A 20,251-nucleotide genomic window follows, 5' to 3' on the forward strand; every position below is an offset into this window, starting at 1 on the left:
TCTGTCACAATGTTCAGACGGGCGACAGGCGGCTGCCGGCCCGGATATCCACGACACGCCTCCATGACAAGCCAGGAACCGCTGTGAGCAAGATCCCAACCCTCGACATCACCCGCTTCGACAGCGACCGCGAGGCCTTCGTGGCCGAGCTGGGCGCGGCCTATCGCCAGTGGGGGTTCGCGGGCATCCGCAACCATGGCATCCCGCAGGCCGACATCGACGCGGCCTACGATGCCTTCAAGGCCTTCTTCGCCCTGCCTGAGGAGGTCAAGCGCAAGTACCACGTCGCCGGCGGCGGCGGCGCCCGCGGCTATACCCCGTTCGGCGTGGAGACCGCCAAGGGCTCCAAACACTTCGACCTGAAGGAGTTCTGGCATATCGGCCGCGAGATCCCGGACGACTCGAAGTACCGCGAGGTGATGCCGCCGAACCTGTGGCCGACCGAGGTCGAGGGTTTCCGCGAACGCGGCTATGGCCTGTACCAGGCGCTGGACAACCTGGGCTCGCGCGTGCTGTCGGCGCTGGCCCTGCACATCGGCCTGCCGCAGGCGTTCTTTGCCGACAAGACCAACAACGGAAACTCGATCCTGCGCCCGATCCACTACCCGCCGATCACCACCGACGACATCCCGAACGTGCGCGCCGGCGCCCATGGCGACATCAATTTCATCACCCTGCTGGTCGGCGCCAGCGCCGCCGGGCTGGAAGTGCAGTCGCATGAAGGCGAGTGGGTGCCGTTCACCTCGGACGCGGACACCATCGTGGTCAACATCGGCGACATGCTGCAGCGCCTGACCAACCACGTGTACCCGTCGACCATCCACCGCGTGGTCAATCCTCCAGGCGAACTGGCCCGCCAGCCGCGCTATTCGGTGCCGTTCTTCCTGCACCCGAACCCGGACTTCCTGATCGACGTGCTGCCGTCGTGCATCACGCCGGAAAACCCGAGCCGGTATCCGGAGCCGATCACCGCCCACGGCTTCCTTGAAGAGCGCCTGCGCGAGATCAAGCTGAAGTAAGCAACGAAGGCCGCCGCGAGGCGGCCTTCGCCGTCATGGCGGGCGCGGCGCGGCGCGGAGTACGGGGCAACGTGGGTGGCGCCTTCGCCGCGATGGGTGAGTCCGTCCTGTCCCGTGTTGTCTGCCGGTTGTCCTGTGGCTGTCCGGAGTGGGCTATCCTTCGCCCACTTTTCATTGGGGGTCGCTCCTGAATGCGCCGCAAGATCGTTGCCGGTAACTGGAAGCTGCATGGCAGCCGTCAATTTGCCACCGAACTGGTGGAGCAGGTCGCTGCCGGCCTGCCGCTGGATGGGGTCGAACTGGTGATCCTGCCGCCGCTGCCCTACCTGGGGGATCTGGTCGAGGACTTCGAAGACACCGTGCTGGCGTTCGGCTCGCAGGACGTCAGCTGCAACGAGAAGGGCGCCTATACCGGCGAGGTGTCGGCCGCGATGCTGGTGGACGTGGGCGCCACCTACGGGCTGGTTGGCCATTCCGAGCGCCGCCAGTACCACCACGAAAGCAGCGAACTGGTCGCGCGCAAGTTCGTGGCGGCGGCCAATGCCGGCTTGACCCCGGTCTTGTGTGTCGGTGAGACGCTGGAGCAGCGCGAGGCCGGGCAGACCGAGCAGGTCATCGCCGCGCAGCTGGCACCGGTGCTGGATCTGGCCGGGATCGAGGCCTTCGCCGGGGCGGTGGTCGCGTATGAGCCTGTCTGGGCCATCGGCACCGGCCGTACGGCCAGTCCGGAACAGGCGCAGGCCGTGCATGCCTTCATCCGTGGCGAAGTCGCCGGGCGCGATGCTAGAATCGCCGATTCGCTGCCGATCCTGTATGGCGGCAGCGTCAAGCCCGACAATGCTGCAGAGCTGTTTGCACAGCCTGACGTCGATGGCGGGCTGGTAGGCGGCGCTTCGCTGGTGGCGGCAGATTTCCTGTCCATCGCGAAGGCGGCGGCCGGTCACTAATTCGGGTGGAATTGTCCGGGACGGATTTCAAATGTTGATGTTGATCCTCAATGTGGTCTATGTGCTGGTGGCGGTCGCGATGATCGCGCTGATCCTGATGCAGCGCGGCTCCGGTGCGGCCGCGGGCTCGGGTTTCGGTGCAGGCGCTTCTGGCACGGTGTTCGGCGCGCGCGGCGCGTCCAACTTCCTGTCCAAGTCCACCAAGTGGCTGGCCGTGGTGTTTTTCGGCATCAGCCTGTTCATGGCCTGGTACGCCACCCATGGTTCGCGCCCCGCCGAACAGGGGCTGGGCGTGATGTCCCAGGCGCAGGCGCCTGCCGCTCCGGCGGGCGAGTTGCAGTCCGTTCCGCAGGCCGCGGCCGCGGGCGAAGTGCCGCAGGCGACGCCTGCCGCGAATAATCCGGCGCAGAGCGAAGAAAAGCCCGCCGAGGGCTCGCATAAAGACTGAAGACGGTTACAATACGCGCCGCACTGCGAAGCCGGTGCGCTGACGTAAGTAAGCCCAGGTGGCGGAATTGGTAGACGCACTACCTTGAGGTGGTAGCGACGCAAGTCGTAGGGGTTCGAGTCCCCTCTTGGGCACCATGAGTTTGTTATGCGGGTTATGCGGGATGCGGCAGCTCCCGCCGTGGCAAGTCCCGTCAATCCCCATGCGCGGGCGCCTGCAGGTGTCCGGGCAGAGGCAAGAGAGAATCGCTGTGCTGGCCGAATATTTGCCGTCCCTGCTGTTTCTGATCGTCGCCACCGGCATCGGCGTCGCCCTGATGCTGATCGGCCGTTTCCTTGGCCCCCGCAGCCCCGACGAGCAGAAACTGTCGCCGTACGAGTGCGGCTTCGAGGCGTTCGAGAACGCGCGCATGAAGTTCGACGTGCGCTATTACCTCATCGCCATCCAGTTCATCGTCTTTGACCTGGAAATCATCTTCATCGTGCCCTGGACCCAGGTCTTCATGGAGCTGGGCGCCCGTTCGCTCGTCACCATGGGTCTGTTCGTGGGCATGCTGTTCCTCGGCTTTATCTACGTGTGGAAGAAGGGAGCGCTGGAATGGGAGTGATTCAGACTCTCGATGGCCTGATGAACAACCCCATCCCGGAAGGGCGGGTTGACGACATCCTCCGGCCCGAAGGCGACAACCCGCTGCTCGAGAAGGGCTACGTCACCACCAGCGTCGACGCCCTGCTGAACTGGGCGCGCACCGGTTCGATGTGGCCGATGACCTTCGGCCTGGCCTGCTGCGCGGTGGAGATGATGCACGCCGGCGCCTCGCGCCTGGACCTGGACCGCTACGGCGTGGTGTTCCGCCCGTCGCCGCGCCAGTCCGACGTGATGATCGTCGCCGGCACTCTGGTCAACAAGATGGCCCCGGCGCTGCGCAAGGTCTACGACCAGATGCCCGACCCGAAGTGGGTCATCTCGATGGGCAGCTGCGCCAACGGCGGCGGCTATTACCACTATTCATATGCGGTCGTGCGCGGCTGCGATCGCGTGGTGCCGGTGGACGTGTACGTCCCGGGCTGCCCGCCGACCGCCGAGGCGCTGGTGTACGGCATCCTGCAGCTGCAGAAGAAGATCTGGCGCACCCAGACCATCGCCCGCTGATCCCCTTTCAAGTCAAGAGCACGCCAGCCCCCATGGCCCAGCAAGCACCTTCACTCATCGACCGGCTTCGCGCACGTTTCGCCGGTGCGCAGGTCTCCGTGGTCGAACCGCGCGGCGAAGTGACGCTGGAGGTTCCGTCGGCCGACTGGCATGCCGTCGCCGTCGCGCTGCGTGACGAGTTCGGTTTCGAGCACGCCACCGACCTGTGCGGCGTCGATTACCTCGGCTTCGGCAGCGACGAGTGGGATACCGCCGACGTTTCCTCGCAGGGCTTCAGCCGCGGCGTGGAAGGCAAGGGCGCCGGCCGCTTCGCCTGGGGCGAATTTCCCAGCCACGAAACCGGCGAGGGCGCGCAGCCGGACGCGCTGCCGAAGCAGCGCTTCGCTGTCGTCGTGCAGCTCCGCTCCTACCAGCACAACCAGCTGCTGCGCATGCGCTGCTTTGCCCCGAGCGAAGCGCTGCCGGTGGTTGCGTCGCTGACCAGCGTGTGGCCGGGCCTGAACTGGTTCGAGCGCGAGGCGTTCGACCTGTACGGCGTGATCTTCGAGGGCCACCCGGACCTGCGCCGGATCCTGACCGACTACGGTTTCGTCGGCCATCCGTTCCGCAAGGATTTCCCGCTGATCGGCAACGTCGAAGTGCGTTACGACGAAGAAAAGAAGCGTGTGGTCTATGAGCCGGTGACTTCGGTCGAGCCGCGCGTGGGTGTGCCGCGCGTGATCCGCGACGACGCCCGCTTCGAGACCGCCGAAGGCGAGCGCGCGCAGACGGAGGCAAGCAAGTGAGCGAGTTCCACCAGGCCTCCGAGGCCTTCGCCAGCAATCCCGCCGAAGGCAGGCAGGAGATCCGCAACTACACCATGAACTTCGGCCCGCAGCACCCGGCCGCGCATGGCGTGCTGCGCCTGATCCTGGAGATGGACGGCGAGACCATCATGCGCGCAGACCCGCATGTGGGCCTGCTGCACCGCGCCACCGAGAAGCTGGCCGAATCCAAGCCGTTCAACCAGTCGATCGGCTACATGGATCGCCTGGACTACTGCTCGATGATGTGCAACGAGCACGCCTACGTCCGCGCCATCGAGACCCTGGCGGGCATCGAGGTGCCGGAGCGCGCGCAGTACATCCGCACGATGTTCGACGAGATCACCCGCATCCTGAACCACCTCATGTGGCTGGGTTCGAACGGGCTCGACCTCGGCGCGATGGCGGTGATGCTGTATGCGTTCCGCGAGCGCGAAGAGCTGATGGACTGCTACGAGGCGGTGTCGGGCGCGCGCATGCACGCGGCCTACTACCGTCCGGGCGGCGTGTACCGCGACCTGCCTGACGCGATGCCGAAGTACAAGGAGTCGCGCTGGCACAAGGGCAATGCGCTCAAGCGCCTGAACGCCGCCCGCGAAGGCTCGCTGCTGGACTTCCTGGAGAACTTCACCAACGAGTTCCCGGCGCGTGTCGATGAGTACGAAACCCTGCTGACCGACAACCGTATCTGGAAGCAGCGCACCGTCGGCATCGGCGTGATAAGTCCGGAGCATGCCCTGGCCTGGGGCATGACCGGCGTCATGCTGCGTGGTTCGGGCATCGCCTGGGACCTGCGCAAGAAGCAGCCGTATGCCAAGTACGACGCCGTCGATTTCGACATCCCGCTGGGCACCAACGGCGACTGCTACGATCGTTACCTGGTCCGTGTCGCCGAGATGCGCGAGTCCAACCGCATCGTCAAGCAGTGCGTGCAGTGGCTGAAGGCCAATCCCGGCCCGGTCATGGTCCGCAATTTCAAGGTCGCCCCTCCCAAGCGTGCGGAGATGAAGGACGACATGGAAGCGCTGATCCACCACTTCAAGCTGTTCAGCGAAGGCTATTGCGTGCCGTCCGGCGAGACCTACGCCGCGGTCGAGGCGCCGAAGGGCGAGTTCGGCTGCTACCTGGTGTCCGACGGCGCGAACAAGCCGTTCCGCGTGCACCTGCGCGCCCCGGGTTTCGCCCACCTGTCCTCGATCGATTCGATCGTGCGCGGCCACATGCTGGCCGACGTGGTGGCGATGATCGGCACCTACGATCTCGTGTTCGGCGAGGTCGACCGGTAATGCCGGGCAAGCGCACAACGCCCGATGCCAGCGCGGTCATGCTGCGGCAGGCATCGGTTTCCCAGGATCTGCTATTGGTTGAGGTCGGCCGATGAAGGCGACAGGTAATTTCGAGGCGGCGCGCGACGTCGACCCGATGGTGGTGCTGAGCGACAAGACCCGCGCTCACATCGATCACTGGCTGTCCAAGTTCCCGCCGGAGCGCAAGCGCTCGGCGGTGCTGCAGGGGCTGCACGCCGCGCAGGAGCAGAACCAGGGCTGGCTGAGCGACGAGCTGATCGCCGCGGTGGCCAGGTACCTGGACCTGCCGTTCGTGTGGGCCTACGAGGTCGCCAGCTTCTACTCGATGTTCGAGACCGAAAAGGTCGGCCGCAACAACGTCGCCATCTGCACCAACATCAGCTGCTGGCTCAATGGTGCCGACGACATCGTGCGCCATTGCGAGAAGAAGCTGGGCATCAAGCACGGCGAATCGACCCCGGACGGCCGCGTCTACCTCAAGCGCGAGGAAGAGTGCCTGGCCGGCTGCGCGGGCGCGCCGATGATGGTCATCAACGGTCACTACCATGAGCGCCTGACGCTGGACCAGGTCGACGCGCTGCTGGACGGGCTGGAGTAAGGCATGGCACACCACGAATCCAGGGGCCCGGTCGGTCCGGCGCCGCTTCCGCACAACGTGGTCTACACCACGCTGCACTACGACACCCCGTGGTCGTACGAGAACTACCTCAAGACCGGTGGCTACGCTGCGCTGCGCAGGATCCTCGAAGAGAAGATCGCGCCGGCCGACGTGATCGAGATGGTCAAGCAGTCCGGCCTGCGCGGCCGTGGCGGCGCGGGCTTCCCGACCGGCCTGAAGTGGTCGTTCATGCCCAAGGATGCGCCGCAGAAGTACATCCTGTGCAACTCGGACGAATCCGAGCCGGGCACCTGCAAGGACCGCGACATCCTGCGCTACAACCCGCACTCGGTGGTGGAAGGCATGGCGATCGCCTGCTATGCCACCGGTTCGACCGTGGGCTACAACTACCTGCGCGGCGAGTTCCACCACGAGCCGTTCGAGCATTTCGAACAGGCCCTGGCCGATGCCTACAAGCATGGCTGGCTGGGCAAGAACGTGCTGGGCAGCGGCGTGGACATCGACATCTATGGCGCGCTGGGCGCCGGCGCCTACATCTGCGGCGAAGAGACCGCGCTGATGGAGTCGCTGGAAGGCAAGAAGGGCCAGCCGCGCTACAAGCCGCCGTTCCCGGCCAACTTCGGCCTGTACGGCAAGCCGTCGACGATCAACAACACCGAGACCTATGGCTCGGTGCCGGCGATCATCCGCAACGGTCCGGAGTGGTTCAAGGGCCTGAGCAAGACTGCCAACGGCGGCCCGAAGTGCTTCTCCGTGTCCGGCTGCGTGGTCAAGGGCGGCAATTTCGAGGTGCCGCTGGGCACCACCTTCGACGAGCTGCTGGAAATGGCCGGCGGCCTGCGTCCGGGTCGCACGCTCAAGGCGGCGATTCCCGGCGGCGTGTCGATGCCGGTGCTGACCGCCGGGCAGCTCAAGGGCCTGCCGATGGACTACGACACCATCCGCGCGCTGGGCTCGGGTCTGGGCTCGGGGGCGATCGTGGTGCTGGACGACAGCGTGTGCTGCGTCAAGTTCGCCTGCCGCATCAGCCAGTTCTTCCACAAGGAATCCTGCGGCCAGTGCACGCCGTGCCGCGAGGGCACCGGCTGGATGCACCGCGTGCTGGAGCGCATCGTCGCCGGCAAGGCCACGATGGAAGACCTGCACCAGCTGCGCACAGTCGCCGGCCAGATCGAAGGCCACACCATCTGCGCCTTCGGCGAAGCGGCGGCATGGCCGATCCAGGGGTTCCTGCGCCAGTTCTGGGACGAATTCGAGTACTACATCGTCAACGGTCATTCGATGGTTGACGGCAAGAAGGTGGAGGCTGCTGCCGCATGAGCGCGCAACCCATGAACCCGAGCGAGGCACCGGTGGTGCCGGAAGGACACGTCACCATCGAGATCGATGGGCAGACGATGTTCGCGCCCAAGGGGTCGATGATCATCCAGGCCGCCGACAAGGCCGGCATTCCGATCCCGCGCTTCTGCTACCACGAGAAGCTGCCGATCGCGGCCAACTGCCGCATGTGCCTGGTCGACGTGGAAAAGTCGCCCAAGCCGTCGCCGGCCTGCGCCACGCCGGTCATGGACGGCATGAAGATCCAGACCCGCAACGAGAAGGCGCTGAAGTACCAGCGCTCGGTCATGGAATTCCTGCTGATCAACCATCCGCTGGACTGCCCGATCTGCGATCAGGGCGGCGAGTGCGAGCTGCAGGACGTGTCGCTGGGCTACGGCCGTTCGGTCAGCCGCTTCAACGAGCGCAAGCGCGTGGTGGCCGACGAGGACATGGGCCCGCTGGTCGCCACCGAGATGACCCGCTGCATCCAGTGCACCCGGTGCGTGCGCTTCACCGCGGAGATCGCCGGCACCTATGAGCTGGGCGGCATGTACCGCGGCGAGAACCTGCAGATCGGCACTTACGACGGCAAGCCGCTGACCACCGAGCTGTCCGGCAACGTGATCGACGTGTGCCCGGTCGGCGCGCTGACCAACAAGGTGTTCCAGTTCAAGGCCCGCCCGTGGGAACTGACCGCGCGCGAGTCGCTGGGCTACCACGACGCCATGGGCTCGAACCTGTTCCTGCACGTGCGCCGTGGCGAAGTGCTGCGCGCGGTGCCGCGCGACAACGAACTGGTCAACGAGTGCTGGCTGTCCGACCGCGACCGTTATTCGCACCAGGGCCTGTACGCTGCCGATCGCGCGGCCAAGCCGCTGCAGAAGGTCAACGGCGAGTGGAAGGAAGTGAGCTGGGCCGAAGGTCTGGCCGCTGCCCGCGAGATCCTTGAAGCCAACCGTGGCGACGACCTTGGCGTGCTGGTGCATCCGTCCACCTCGAACGAGGAGGGCGCGCTGCTGGCCCGCCTGGCCGCCGGCCTGGGCTCGAACAATATCGATCACCGCATCGACAACCGCGACTTCTCCGACGCCGCGACCGCCGAGGTGTTCGGCGCCCCGCTGGCCGGAATCGAGAACGCCGATCGCATCGTGCTGCTGGGCAGCAACATCCGCCACGAACTGCCGCTGCTGCATGCGCGCCTGCGCAAGGCGCAGACCAGCAATGGCGCGCAGATCTTCGCGGTCAATCCGGTCGATTTCGATTTCGCTTTCAAACTGGCCGGCAAGCAGATCGTCGCTCCGTCGAAGTTCGCCGAGGCCATGGGCGATGCCGGGCTGCGCGAGGCGGTGAAGGCCGGTGGCAACACCGTCGTCATCGTCGGCGCGATCGCCGAGAACCATCCGCAGGCCGCCGCGATCCGCGCCGCCGCGCGCGACTTCGCCGCCGCCACCGGCGCGAAGCTGTGCCGCGTCCCGCAGGGTGCCAACGCCATCGGCCTGTCCCGCGCCGGCGTGCTGCCGGCTGGCAAGGATGTCGCCGCGATGCTGGCGCAGCCGCGCAAGGCCTACGTGTTGTATGGCATCGAGCCGGGCCTGGACTTCGCCGATGGCGCCGCCGCGCGCAAGGCGCTGGCCGGTGCCAAGGTGGTGGCGTTCAGCCAGTTCGCCTGTGTTTCGACCCGCGACATGGCCGACGTGATCCTGCCGATCGGCGCGCTGCCGGAAATCGATGCGACCCTGACCAACCTCGATGGCCGTGAGCAGCAGGCCCGCGCTGGCGGCAAGCTGCCGGGCGAGGCCCGCGAGGGCTGGCGCGTGCTGCGCGCCCTCGGCGGCGACCTGCAGCTGGCCGGTTTCGGCTTCACCGATCTGGCCGGCCTGCGTGCCGGCCTGCAGCCGGTGCAGGTGAATGTGGCCGCCTCGGTGCAGCCGCAGGCGGCGGGCGAGGGCCTTGAAGTGGCTTCGACCCCGGCGATCTACCGTACCGATGCGGTGGTGCGCCGTGCCGAAGCGCTGCAGGCGCATCCGCTGAACAACGCGCCGCGCATCGTGCTCAATGCCGATGACGCCGCACGCCTGCAGCTGGCGGAAGGGCAGATGGCCAAGGTCGGCACCGACGCCGGCAAGGCGACCCTGCCGGTCGTGGTCGACGCGCGCGTCGCCGCCGGTACGGTCTGGATTGAATCGGGCCACGGCGCCACCGCGCCGCTGGGTGCCGCTCGGGTAACGGTGGTGGCTGCATGAACGAGTTGCTGTTGAACGCGGTCGACCCGCTGCACCAGTGGTTCCTTACGCTGGGCGACATCGGCATCGTGCTGTGGACGGTGCTGAAGATCCTGGTCATCGCCATGCCGATCATCATCTCGGTGGCGTTCTACGTGCTGTGGGAGCGCAAGCTGATCGGCTGGATGCACGTGCGCCACGGACCGATGTACGTCGGCCTGGGCGGCCTGCTGCAGGCTTTCGCCGACGTGACCAAGCTGCTGTTCAAGGAAATCGTGCAGCCGGCCAACGCGCACAAGGCGATCTACGTGCTGGCGCCGCTGATCGTGCTGGCGCCGTCGTTCGCGGCCTGGTCGGTGGTGCCGTTCGACTACAAGCTGGTGCTGTCCAACGCCAACGTCGGCCTGCTGTACCTGCTGGCGATGACCTCGCTGGGCATCTACGGCGTGATCCTGGCCGGCTGGGCGTCGAACTCCAAGTACGCCTTCCTCGGCGCGATGCGATCCGCCGCGCAGATGGTCAGCTACGAAATCGCGATGGGCTTCGCCCTGGTCGGCGTGATGATCGCCGCCGGCAGCCTGAACCTGAGCGAGATCGTGCTGGCGCAGAAGGGCAGTTCCGGCCTGTTCGACTGGTTCCTGCTGCCGCTGCTGCCGCTGTTCGTCGTGTACTGGGTGTCCGGCGTGGCCGAGACCAACCGCGCGCCGTTCGACGTGGTCGAAGGCGAGTCGGAAATCGTCGCCGGCCACATGGTCGAGTACTCCGGCGGTGCGTTCGCGCTGTTCTTCCTGGCCGAATACGCCAACATGATCCTGATCAGCTTCCTGATCTCGATCTTCTTCATGGGCGGTTGGCTGAGCCCGATCCAGGGCTGGGTCACGGCGGACGTGTCGCCCTGGGTCAACTGGATCTGGAACGGCGGCTGGCCGTGGCTGCTGGCCAAGGTCTTCTTCTTCGCCAGTTCGTACATCTGGTTCCGCGCCACGTTCCCGCGCTTCCGCTACGACCAGATCATGCGCCTGGGCTGGAAGGTGTTCATCCCGCTGACCATCGCGTGGATCGCGGTGACCGCATTGCTCGTGTTCTACGGCGTGATCCACAGAGGCGTTTGATTCATGAAAAAGATCACCCACTATTTCAAGAGCCTGCTGCTGCTGGAGCTTGTCTCCGGCATGTGGCTGACGCTGAAGTACGCGTTCAAGCCGAAGTACACCGTGCTGTACCCGATGGAGAAGTTCCCGCAGTCGCCGCGCTTCCGCGGCCTGCACGCGCTGCGCCGCTACCCGAATGGCGAGGAGCGCTGCATCGCCTGCAAGCTGTGCGAGGCGGTGTGCCCGGCGCTGGCGATCACCATCGACTCGGCCAAGCGCGAGGACGGCACCCGCCGCACCACGCGCTACGACATCGACCTGTTCAAGTGCATCTTCTGCGGTTTCTGCGAGGAGAGCTGCCCGGTGGACTCGATCGTGGAAACCCACATCCTCGAGTACCACTTCGAGAACCGTGGCGAGAACATCGTCACCAAGCCGCAGCTGCTGGCCATCGGTGATCGGCTGGAAGCCGAGATCGCCGAGCGCCGTGCCGCCGACGCCGCCTTCCGCTGAGGACCGAAAGATGGATTGGGTAAATATCGCTTTCTGGTTCTTCTCGATCGTGGCGGGGCTTTCGGCCCTGTCGGTGATCAGCGTGCGCAACCCGGTGTATGCCGTGCTGTGCCTGATCCTGACGTTCTTCTCCGTCGCCTGCGTCTGGCTGCTGGTCGGCGCCGAGTTCCTGGGCGTCACCCTGGTGCTGGTGTACGTCGGCGCGGTGATGGTGCTGTTCCTGTTCGTGGTGATGATGCTGGACGTGGAAACCGCCAGCCTGCGCGAAGGCTGGGTGCGCTACCTGCCGGTCGGCCTGGTGGTCGCGGTGGTGATGCTGGTGCAGATGCTGACCCTGATCGGCATCAAGGCCCGCACGGCCGCGCCGTTCCCGGCAGACAACGCCGCCGCCGTCGCCGCTGACAACTCCAACATCACCTGGCTGGCGCGCAGCCTGTTCACCGAATACCTGCTGCCGTTCGAGTTCGCCGCAGTGATCCTGACCGTGGCGGTGATCGCCGCGGTGATGCTGACCCTGCGCCGCCGCACCGGCGTGAAGACGCAGAATCCGTCCGAGCAGACCCGCGTCCGCGCCAGCGACCGCCTGCGCATCGTGAAGATGGCGGCCGAGAAGCCGGTCGTGCTGACCGATACCAAGCACAACGAAGGCGGCGAGGAGGCCAAGCCATGATTTCCCTGGGCCACATGCTCGCTCTTGGCGCGGTGATGTTCTGCATCTCCGTCGCCGGCATCTTCCTCAACCGCAAGAACATCATCGTGCTGCTGATGTCGATCGAGTTGATGCTGCTGTCGGTGAACATCAACTTCGTCGCCTTCTCGCGCCAGCTCGGCGATACCGCCGGCCAGCTGTTCGTGTTCTTCATCCTGACCGTGGCCGCGGCGGAAGCCGCCATCGGCCTCGCGATCCTGGTGACCCTGTTCCGTACCCGCCACACCATCAACGTGGGCGAAGTCGATTCGTTGAAGGGCTGACCCACAGATGGAAATCACTCTCTCCAAGAGTCTGTTGATCGCAGTGGTGCTGGCACCGCTGTTCGGCAGCATCATCGCCGGCCTGTTCGGTCGCCAGGTGGGGCGCAAGGGCGCCCAGTACGCCACCATCCTCGGCGTGGCGGTCAGCTGCGCGCTGTCGATGCACACCCTGTACCAGCTGCTGTGGGGCGGGGCGCAGCCGTTCAACCAGAACATCTACACCTTCTTCGAAGTCGGCCAGTACTCGGCCCACGTCGGCTTCATGGTCGACCGCCTGACCGCGATGATGATGGTGGTGGTGACCTTCGTGTCGCTGCTGGTGCACATCTACTCGATCGGCTACATGTCCGACGATGACGGTTACCAGCGCTTCTTCAGTTACATCTCGCTGTTCACCTTCTCCATGCTCACCCTGGTGATGAGCAACAACTTCCTGCAGCTGTTCTTCGGCTGGGAAGCGGTGGGCCTGGTGTCGTACCTGCTGATCGGTTTCTACTTCAGGAAGCCGAGCGCGATCTTCGCCAACATGAAGGCCTTCCTGGTCAACCGCGTGGGCGACTTCGGCTTCCTGCTGGGCATCGCGGGCGTGCTGTGGGTGTTCGGCACCCTGGACTACGCGACCGTGTTCGCCAACGCGCCGCTGCTGAACGATCCGAACGCGCTGATCCAGGTGTGGTCAGGCTCGATCAACCTGTTCGGCCATCCGGTGCAGGTGCTGGGCGAACCGGTGATCTGGTCGATCGCCACCCTGATCTGCATCTGCCTGTTCATCGGCGCGATGGGCAAGTCGGCCCAGGTGCCGCTGCACGTGTGGCTGCCGGACTCGATGGAAGGCCCGACCCCGATCTCGGCGCTGATCCATGCCGCGACCATGGTGACCGCCGGCATCTTCATGGTCACCCGCATGTCGCCGCTGTTCGAGCTGTCGCAGACGGCGCTGAACTTCATCCTCTTCATCGGTGCGACCACGGCCTTCTTCACCGGCCTGATCGGCATCGTGCAGAACGACATCAAGCGCGTGGTCGCCTACTCGACGCTGTCGCAGCTGGGCTACATGACCGTTGCACTGGGCGTGTCCGCCTACTCGGGCGCGGTGTTCCACCTGATGACCCACGCCTTCTTCAAGGCGCTGCTGTTCCTGGGTGCCGGCTCGGTCATCATCGGCATGCACCACGAGCAGAACATGATGAAGATGGGCGGCCTGCGCAAGTACATGCCGATCACCCACATCACCATGTGGATCGGCACGCTGGCGCTGGTCGGCACGCCGTTCTTCTCCGGCTTCTACTCGAAGGACACCATCATCGAGGCGGCCGAGCTGCATGCCCACGCGTCCGACAGCTGGGTGGCGACCTACGGTTACTGGGCGGTGCTGGGCGGCGTGATCGTCACCAGCTTCTACAGCTTCCGCCTGCTGTTCCTGACCTTCTTCGGCAAGGAACGCTTCCGCGACGCGCATGACGACCACGGTCACGACGCCCATCACCGTGACGACCATCATGGCCACGGCGCGCACGAGCCGCACGAGTCGCCGTGGGTGGTGACCCTGCCGCTGGTCCTGCTGGCGATTCCGTCGATCCTCATCGGCTTCTTCACCGCCGGTCCGATGCTGTTCGGCACCGACTGGGCCGGCCACGCCAGCGGCAACGGCATTCCGGGGCAGGTGATGTCCTTCTTCACCGGCATCGTCGACTTCTACGATCCGGCGCGCGACACCATCGCCGCGGTGGGCAAGGAAGGCTGGCATGGCGCCGTGCAGTTCGCGCTGCATGGCCTGACCGCGCCGGCGTTCATCCTGACCGTCGCCGGTTTCGTCCTGGCCTGGGTGTTCTACATCTGGAAGCCGGAGCTGGCCGGCCAGTCCCGCAAGGCCCTGGCGCCGGTGGTATCGGTGCTGGAGAACAAGTACGGCTTCGACAAGCTGTGGATCGATGGTTTCGCAGGCGGCAGCGTCAAGCTCGGCAAGGCCGCCCGCGCCGTGGACAGCAACGTGGTGGACGGAGTGGTGAACGGAGCGGCCCGCGTGGTCGAACTGGCCGCCAACCTGCTGCGCCGCACCCAATCCGGTTTCCTCTACCACTACGCCTTCGTGATGATCATCGGCCTGATTGCCCTGCTGGGCCTGCTGATGCATTTCTGGCGTTGACCTGTACGGAATAAGAAGACGTGTCGAACTGGCCCCTACTCAGTATCCTCATCTGGCTGCCGATCCTCGGCGGTGCGTTGATTCTTGCCGTGCGCAACGCCCAGGCCGCCCGATGGGCGTCCCTGGCGGTGGCACTGCTCACCTTCCTGTTGAGCCTCGGCCTGCTCGCCGGTTATGACCGCGCCGCCGCCGAGGTGATGCAGTTCGTCGAGCAGCACCCCTGGATCCCGGCCTACGGCATCGGCTACAACCTGGCCGTCGACGGCATCGCCATCGCGCTGGTGCTGCTGACCACCCTGGTGGGCGTGTTGGCGCTGATCGGCGCCTGGGGCGTGATCGACAAGCGCGTGAACCAGTACGTGGCCGCCTTCCTGATCCTGGAAGGCGTGACGGTGGGCATCTTCGCCGCCACCGACGCGATGCTGTTCTACGTGTTCTTCGAAGCCATGCTGATCCCGATGTTCCTGATCATCGGCGTCTGGGGTGGCCCGCGCCGCATCTACGCCGCGCTGAAGTTCTTCCTGTACACCTTCCTCGGTTCGGTGCTGATGCTGGTGGCGCTGATCTACCTGTACATCAAGGGCGGCAGCTTCCAGCTGGCCGACCTGTATCAGCTGCAGCTGTCGGCGCGGGAGCAGACGTGGATATTCTTCGCGTTCCTGATCGCCTTCGCGGTCAAGGTGCCGATGTTCCCGGTGCACACCTGGCTGCCGGACGCGCACGTGGAAGCGCCGACCGCCGGTTCGGTGATCCTGGCCGCCATTGCGCTGAAGATCGGCGGCTACGGTTTCCTGCGCTTCAACCTGCCGATCGTGCCGGACGCCAGCGCCGAGTGGGCCTGGCTGGTGATCGCGCTGTCGCTGGTGGCGGTGATCTACGTCGGCCTGGTGGCGCTGGTGCAGGACGACATGAAGAAGCTGGTGGCCTATTCCTCGGTCGCGCACATGGGCTTCGTTACCCTGGGCACCTTCACCGCCCTGTGGCTGGTGCGCGAGGCCGGCAATGCCGATGCCGCGCGCCTGGGCCTGCAGGGTGCGATGGTGCAGATGATCTCGCACGGCTTCGTGTCCGGCGCGATGTTCTCCTGCATCGGCGTGCTCTACGACCGCCTGCATACCCGTCGCATCGCCGACTACGGCGGCGTGGTCAACGTGATGCCGTGGTTCGCCGCTTTCGCGCTGCTGTTCTTCATGGCCAACTCCGGCCTGCCGGGCACCAGCGGTTTCGTCGGCGAGTTCATGGTGGTGCTGGCCAGCTTCCAGTGGGAGCCGCTGGTGGCGCTGGGCGCTGCCACGACGCTGATCATCGGCGCGGCCTATTCGCTGTGGCTGTACAAGCGCGTGTTCTTCGGCGAGGTGGGCAATGCCCACGTGGCCGAGATGAAGGACATCAACGGGCGCGAATGGCTGGTGCTGGGCGTGTTCGCCGTCGGTACGCTGGCACTGGGCGTGTATCCGCGGCCGCTGACCGAACTGATGGAGCCCTCCATCGCCAAGCTGGCGATGCAGATCGCATCGAGCAAGCTGCTGTAAGCGGCCCCGTCGAGAGTATTGATTCCAGGATTTGATGATGACAACGCCGACGCTACTGCCGTTGACCGCCGCCGACCTCCCGCCGCTGCTGCCAGAACTGGTGGTGATCGGCGGGGCCTTCGCCCTGCTGATCCTCGACCTGTTCATCAGCAACCGCCACAAGGTCTGGACCCACTTCCTGTCGGTCGCCATCCTCGCCATCGCCTTCGCGCTGCTGCTGGGCGGCGTGGGCGGGCAGGGCGAGGCGTTCCATGGCATGTTCATCCGCGACAACGCCGCCGACATCATGAAGACCGTGGTGGTGCTGGTCAGCGGCCTGACCCTGATCTACGGCTGGAGCTATCTGCGCGAGCGCAGCCTGTACCAGGGCGAGATCGCGGTGCTGATCCTGTTCGCCACGGCGGGCATGATGATCCTGGTTTCGGCCGGCAGCCTGCTGATGGTCTACCTGGGACTGGAACTGCTGGCGCTGTGCTCCTACGCGCTGGTCGCCAGCAACCGCGAGAACAAGCTGGCCGCCGAAGCGGGCATGAAGTACATCGTGCTCGGCTCGCTGGCTTCGGGCCTGCTGCTGTACGGCATGTCGCTGATCTACGGCGCCACCGGCTCGCTGCACCTGGACGTGATCCACGCTGCCGCCGCGCATTCGGACGAACGCATGCTGCTGCTGACCGGCGCGGTGTTCATGGTCGCCGGCGTCGCCTTCAAGCTCGGCGCCGCGCCGTTCCACATGTGGCTGCCGGACGTCTACCAGGGCGCCCCGGCGCCGATCGCGCTGTTCATCAGCTCGGCGCCGAAGCTGGCCGCGTTCGGCATGGCCTATCGCCTGCTGGAAGCCGGCGTCGGTCCGCTGTCGACCGAGCTGCAGTACGTGCTGACGGGCCTGTCGGCGCTGTCGCTGGTGGTCGGCAACCTGATGGCCATCGCCCAGGTCAACCTCAAGCGCATGCTGGCCTATTCGACCGTCTCGCATATTGGCTTCCTGCTGATGGGCGTGGCCGGCGGCGGCGCGGCGGGCTACTCGGCGGCGATGTTCTACGCCGTGGCCTACGCGATCATGTCCACCGCGGCCTTCGGCGTGATCATCGCCCTGTCGCGCGCCGGCTTCGAGGCCGAGAGCATCGACGACTTCAAGGGCCTGAACGCACGCAACCCGTGGATGGCCGGGCTGATGCTGTGCGCCATGTTCTCGCTGGCCGGCATCCCGCCGTTCCTGGGCTTCTGGGCCAAGCTGGCGGTGCTGGGCGCCGCGGTCAATGGCGGCCTGCTGTGGCTGGTGATCCTGGCCGTGATCAGTGCGGTGGTGGGCTGCTTCTACTACCTGCGCGTGGTCAAGGTCATGTATTTCGACGAGCCGGTGGGCGAGCCGCTGCCGCGCAACAATGACCGCATCCTGGGCATCGTGCTGGGCGTGAACTGCGTGGCACTGCTGGTGCTGCCGGTGGCCTTGGGGCCGCTGTTGGCCTGGATGCGCAACGCATTTGCACATTTGTCATAAAAAGCGATACAAAACGGCGCGATTCATGTAATATGCGCGCCCTGAGTTGATGGTGACGCCGGCAAGCCGGTATCGCCGGGCCATCGGAAGATGGCCGACCGGAACGGAATCGTTCCGGGTTTCAGTGGAACCCTCGGGTCTCCTGAAACAATGAGGTAAAAAAGACTTGCGGTAACGGTCCAATTACTTCATAATTCCGCTTCTGCTGCGGGGTGGAGCAGTCTGGCAGCTCGTCGGGCTCATAACCCGAAGGTCGCAGGTTCAAATCCTGCCCCCGCTACCAGTTCCGGCCTTCTTCAACAATTTGTTGTCGAAGGCTGAATCTGGGCTCGTAGGAACGATTGCTTCCGTTCCTGCAACCGGAATCCAGTCACCGGATTCATATCGGACAAAGGGCCCAGTCGGGCCCTTTGTTGTTTCCGCAAAACGAAAAGTCCGGCTGGGTTTTCCCGTTCCCCATCATCGAAATCAAGGCAGGCTGTGAGCGACAAGGCTACTGAAATCGCTAATCTGCTGGGCCCCACCGTGCAGGCGCTCGGCCTGGACCTGCTGGGTGCCGAGTATCTGCCGGCGCCGGGCGGCGCGACGCTGCGTCTGTACATCGACGTGCCGCTGGCCGAGCAGCCCGAGCGCATGGTCAACATCGACGACTGCGAGCGGGTGAGCCGCGAGGTGTCCGCGCAGCTGGACGTCGAGGATCCGATCAGCGGCAATTACACGCTGGAAGTGTCCTCGCCGGGCGTGGATCGCCCGCTGTTCACGCTGGAGCACTTCGAGCAGCACCTGGGCCAGTCCGCAAAGGTGGGCCTGAAGCTGCCGCAGGAGAATCGCCGCCGCCTGCAGGGCGAGATCGCTGCAGTGGATGCCGGCGCCGGCACCGTGACCTTCGTCGTCGATGGCAGGCCTTTCGTGGCCGCCTTCGACAACATCGACAAGGCGCGCATCATTCCGGACTGGGCCGCGCTTGGCCTGGCTCCGACCAAACCGACCGGTCCGGCCCCCAAGCAGGGCGGCGCGGCCAAGAACAAATCCAATAACGAAACCGCGGCCCGAAAGCCGCGCGCGGAGTAAGCCGATGAGCAAGGAACTTCTGCTGGTAGTCGACGCGGTCGCCAATGAGAAAGGCGTGCCGCGCGAAGTGATCTTCGATGCGATCGAGGCCGCGCTCGCCTCGGCGGCGAAGAAGCGCTATGCGGACCAGGACGTGCTGGCGCGTGTATCGATCGACCACAAGGACGGCAGCTACGAGACCTTCCGTCGCTGGGAGGTCGTGGCCGACGACGTGGTGATGGAATCGCCGGACCGCCAGATCCGCATGATGGACGCGATCGACGAGGCCGATGGCGTCGAGATCGGCGACTACATCGAGGAGCAGATCGAGAACCCCGACTTCGGTCGCATCGCCGCGCAGGCCGCCAAGCAGGTGATCGTGCAGCGCGTGCGCGAAGCCGAGCGCCAGCAGGTCGTGGACGCGTGGAAGGATCGCGTCGGCGAACTGGTGACCGGCGTGGTCAAGCGCGCCGAGCGCGGCAACATCTACGTCGATCTGGGCGGAAATGCCGAGGCCTTCATTCCGAAGGACAAGGGCATTCCGCGCGATGTGCTGCGTGCCGGCGACCGCGTGCGCGGTTACCTGGCCGAAGTGCGTTCCGAGCCGCGCGGCCCGCAGCTGTTCATCAGCCGCGCCGCGCCGGAATTCATGATCGAGCTGTTCAAGCTGGAAGTGCCGGAAGTCGGCCAGGGCCTGGTCGAGATCAAGGCCTGCGCCCGCGATCCGGGCGACCGCGCCAAGATCGCCGTCATCGCCCACGACAGCCGTACCGACCCGATCGGCGCCTGCATCGGCATGCGCGGTTCACGCGTGCAGGCCGTGAGCAACGAGCTCAACGGCGAGCGCGTGGACATCGTGCTGTGGAACGAGAATCCGGCCAATTTCGTCATCAACGCGATGGCGCCGGCCGAGGTGCAGTCCATCATCGTCGATGAGGAAAGGCACTCGATGGACCTGGCCGTGGCCGAAGAGCGCCTGGCCCAGGCCATCGGCAAGGGCGGCCAGAACGTGCGCCTGGCCAGCCGCCTGACCGGCTGGCAGCTCAACGTGATGACCCAGGACCAGGTCACCGCCAAGTCGGAAGCCGAGCAGACCGTCGCCCGCCAGCTGTTCATGGACAAGCTGGAAGTGGACGAGGAAATCGCCGGCATCCTGGTCAGCGAGGGCTTCAGCACCGTCGAGGAAATCGCCTACGTGCCGATCGGCGAGCTGCTGGCGGTGGAGGGCTTCGACGAGGACATCGTCGAGGAACTGCGTGCCCGCGCCCGCGATGCACTGCTGAACGAAGCGCTGGCAGTGGAAGAGGGCGCCGAGGAAGGCGTGCCGGCCGAGGACCTGCTGGCACTGCCGGGCATGGACGAGGCAACGGCCTATGCGCTGGCCGGCAACGGCGTGCGCACGAGTGAGGATCTGTCGGACCTGGCTGCCGACGAGATCCTGGAGTTCGGCATCGAAGGCATGGACCTGGAACGCGCAGCGGCGCTGGTCCTGGCCGCCCGCGCCGAGGAGATCGCCCGTCTGGAGCGCGGCGAATGAGCCAGCGATGAACAGTGCCCTGAGCCGCTCAGGGCGTAGACTCCGCGCTGCCTTCGTCCGTATCGAGGGGGCGCC

General features: G+C 65.6%; 19 protein-coding genes and 2 tRNA genes. All 21 read left to right on the top strand.

The features are described 5' to 3' along the window. Positions 1-83 precede the first annotated feature (83 nt). Positions 84-1,019 (top strand): isopenicillin N synthase family dioxygenase, encoded by a 936-nt coding sequence (locus AC1DGW_RS02580; protein ID WP_478019099.1) that lies wholly within the window; start codon positions 84-86, stop codon positions 1,017-1,019. Between the two features lie 191 nt (positions 1,020-1,210). After that, a complete protein-coding gene (gene tpiA / locus AC1DGW_RS02585) occupies positions 1,211-1,966 on the top strand; it encodes a triose-phosphate isomerase (protein ID WP_478019100.1) in 756 nt (251 codons plus the stop codon). 31 nt (positions 1,967-1,997) lie between these two features. Next, entirely contained in the window at positions 1,998-2,414 is a 417-nt protein-coding gene (secG, locus tag AC1DGW_RS02590) for a preprotein translocase subunit SecG (protein ID WP_478019101.1), read from the top strand. Between the two features lie 52 nt (positions 2,415-2,466). Further along, a tRNA-Leu gene (locus tag AC1DGW_RS02595) sits at positions 2,467-2,551 on the top strand. Between the two features lie 113 nt (positions 2,552-2,664). Then, positions 2,665-3,021, top strand: coding sequence for an NADH-quinone oxidoreductase subunit A (locus AC1DGW_RS02600; RefSeq protein WP_054664847.1), 357 nt, complete (start codon positions 2,665-2,667; stop codon positions 3,019-3,021). After that, positions 3,012-3,566 (top strand): NuoB/complex I 20 kDa subunit family protein, encoded by a 555-nt coding sequence (locus tag AC1DGW_RS02605; protein WP_054664850.1) that lies wholly within the window; start codon positions 3,012-3,014, stop codon positions 3,564-3,566. Before AC1DGW_RS02600 ends, AC1DGW_RS02605 begins: the two co-directional genes overlap by 10 nt. A gap of 32 nt (positions 3,567-3,598) precedes the next feature. After that, positions 3,599-4,351, top strand: a complete 753-nt coding sequence (locus tag AC1DGW_RS02610) for an NADH-quinone oxidoreductase subunit C (RefSeq protein ID WP_478019102.1) — start codon at positions 3,599-3,601, stop codon at positions 4,349-4,351. Further along, positions 4,348-5,655, top strand: a complete 1,308-nt coding sequence (locus AC1DGW_RS02615; RefSeq protein ID WP_478019103.1) for an NADH-quinone oxidoreductase subunit D — start codon at positions 4,348-4,350, stop codon at positions 5,653-5,655. Before AC1DGW_RS02610 ends, AC1DGW_RS02615 begins: the two co-directional genes overlap by 4 nt. A 91-nt stretch (positions 5,656-5,746) precedes the next feature. Beyond that, on the top strand, positions 5,747-6,274 hold the full coding sequence (nuoE, locus tag AC1DGW_RS02620; protein WP_478019104.1) for an NADH-quinone oxidoreductase subunit NuoE: 528 nt from the start codon (positions 5,747-5,749) through the stop codon (positions 6,272-6,274). Positions 6,275-6,277: 3 nt separating this feature from the next. Next, the gene (gene nuoF / locus AC1DGW_RS02625; protein ID WP_478019105.1) at positions 6,278-7,615 is read left to right on the top strand and encodes an NADH-quinone oxidoreductase subunit NuoF; all 1,338 of its coding nucleotides are present in this window, start codon (positions 6,278-6,280) and stop codon (positions 7,613-7,615) included. Next, complete coding sequence (gene nuoG / locus AC1DGW_RS02630; protein ID WP_478019106.1) at positions 7,612-9,858, top strand: NADH-quinone oxidoreductase subunit NuoG; 2,247 nt, start codon at positions 7,612-7,614, stop codon at positions 9,856-9,858. The genes nuoF and nuoG overlap by 4 nt, the downstream gene beginning before the upstream one ends. Further along, positions 9,855-10,949 (top strand): NADH-quinone oxidoreductase subunit NuoH, encoded by a 1,095-nt coding sequence (nuoH, locus tag AC1DGW_RS02635; RefSeq protein WP_478019107.1) that lies wholly within the window; start codon positions 9,855-9,857, stop codon positions 10,947-10,949. The genes nuoG and nuoH overlap by 4 nt, the downstream gene beginning before the upstream one ends. A gap of 3 nt (positions 10,950-10,952) precedes the next feature. Beyond that, positions 10,953-11,441, top strand: a complete 489-nt coding sequence (gene nuoI / locus AC1DGW_RS02640; RefSeq protein WP_055769766.1) for an NADH-quinone oxidoreductase subunit NuoI — start codon at positions 10,953-10,955, stop codon at positions 11,439-11,441. A 10-nt stretch (positions 11,442-11,451) separates the two neighbouring features. Continuing rightward, the gene (locus AC1DGW_RS02645) at positions 11,452-12,111 is read left to right on the top strand and encodes an NADH-quinone oxidoreductase subunit J (protein WP_478019108.1); all 660 of its coding nucleotides are present in this window, start codon (positions 11,452-11,454) and stop codon (positions 12,109-12,111) included. Beyond that, positions 12,108-12,413: an NADH-quinone oxidoreductase subunit NuoK gene (gene nuoK, locus AC1DGW_RS02650; protein WP_054664875.1), complete on the top strand. Its 306-nt coding sequence runs from the start codon at positions 12,108-12,110 to the stop codon at positions 12,411-12,413. The genes AC1DGW_RS02645 and nuoK overlap by 4 nt, the downstream gene beginning before the upstream one ends. Before the next feature lie 7 nt (positions 12,414-12,420). After that, positions 12,421-14,559 carry an NADH-quinone oxidoreductase subunit L gene (gene nuoL, locus AC1DGW_RS02655; RefSeq protein WP_478019109.1) on the top strand — a complete coding sequence of 713 codons (2,139 nt, stop codon included), beginning with the start codon at positions 12,421-12,423 and terminating at the stop codon, positions 14,557-14,559. Positions 14,560-14,579: 20 nt separating this feature from the next. After that, a complete protein-coding gene (locus AC1DGW_RS02660) occupies positions 14,580-16,091 on the top strand; it encodes an NADH-quinone oxidoreductase subunit M (RefSeq protein ID WP_478019110.1) in 1,512 nt (503 codons plus the stop codon). Positions 16,092-16,128: 37 nt separating this feature from the next. Further along, complete coding sequence (gene nuoN, locus AC1DGW_RS02665) at positions 16,129-17,589, top strand: NADH-quinone oxidoreductase subunit NuoN (RefSeq protein ID WP_478019111.1); 1,461 nt, start codon at positions 16,129-16,131, stop codon at positions 17,587-17,589. Between the two features lie 206 nt (positions 17,590-17,795). After that, positions 17,796-17,872, top strand: a tRNA-Met gene (locus AC1DGW_RS02670). Between the two features lie 197 nt (positions 17,873-18,069). Continuing rightward, a complete protein-coding gene (gene rimP / locus AC1DGW_RS02675; RefSeq protein ID WP_478019112.1) occupies positions 18,070-18,660 on the top strand; it encodes a ribosome maturation factor RimP in 591 nt (196 codons plus the stop codon). Positions 18,661-18,664: 4 nt separating this feature from the next. Continuing rightward, entirely contained in the window at positions 18,665-20,176 is a 1,512-nt protein-coding gene (nusA, locus tag AC1DGW_RS02680) for a transcription termination factor NusA (protein WP_478019113.1), read from the top strand. The last annotated feature ends 75 nt before the right edge of the window (positions 20,177-20,251 follow it).

This window comes from Stenotrophomonas sp. 05N423 (assembly GCF_056397145.1).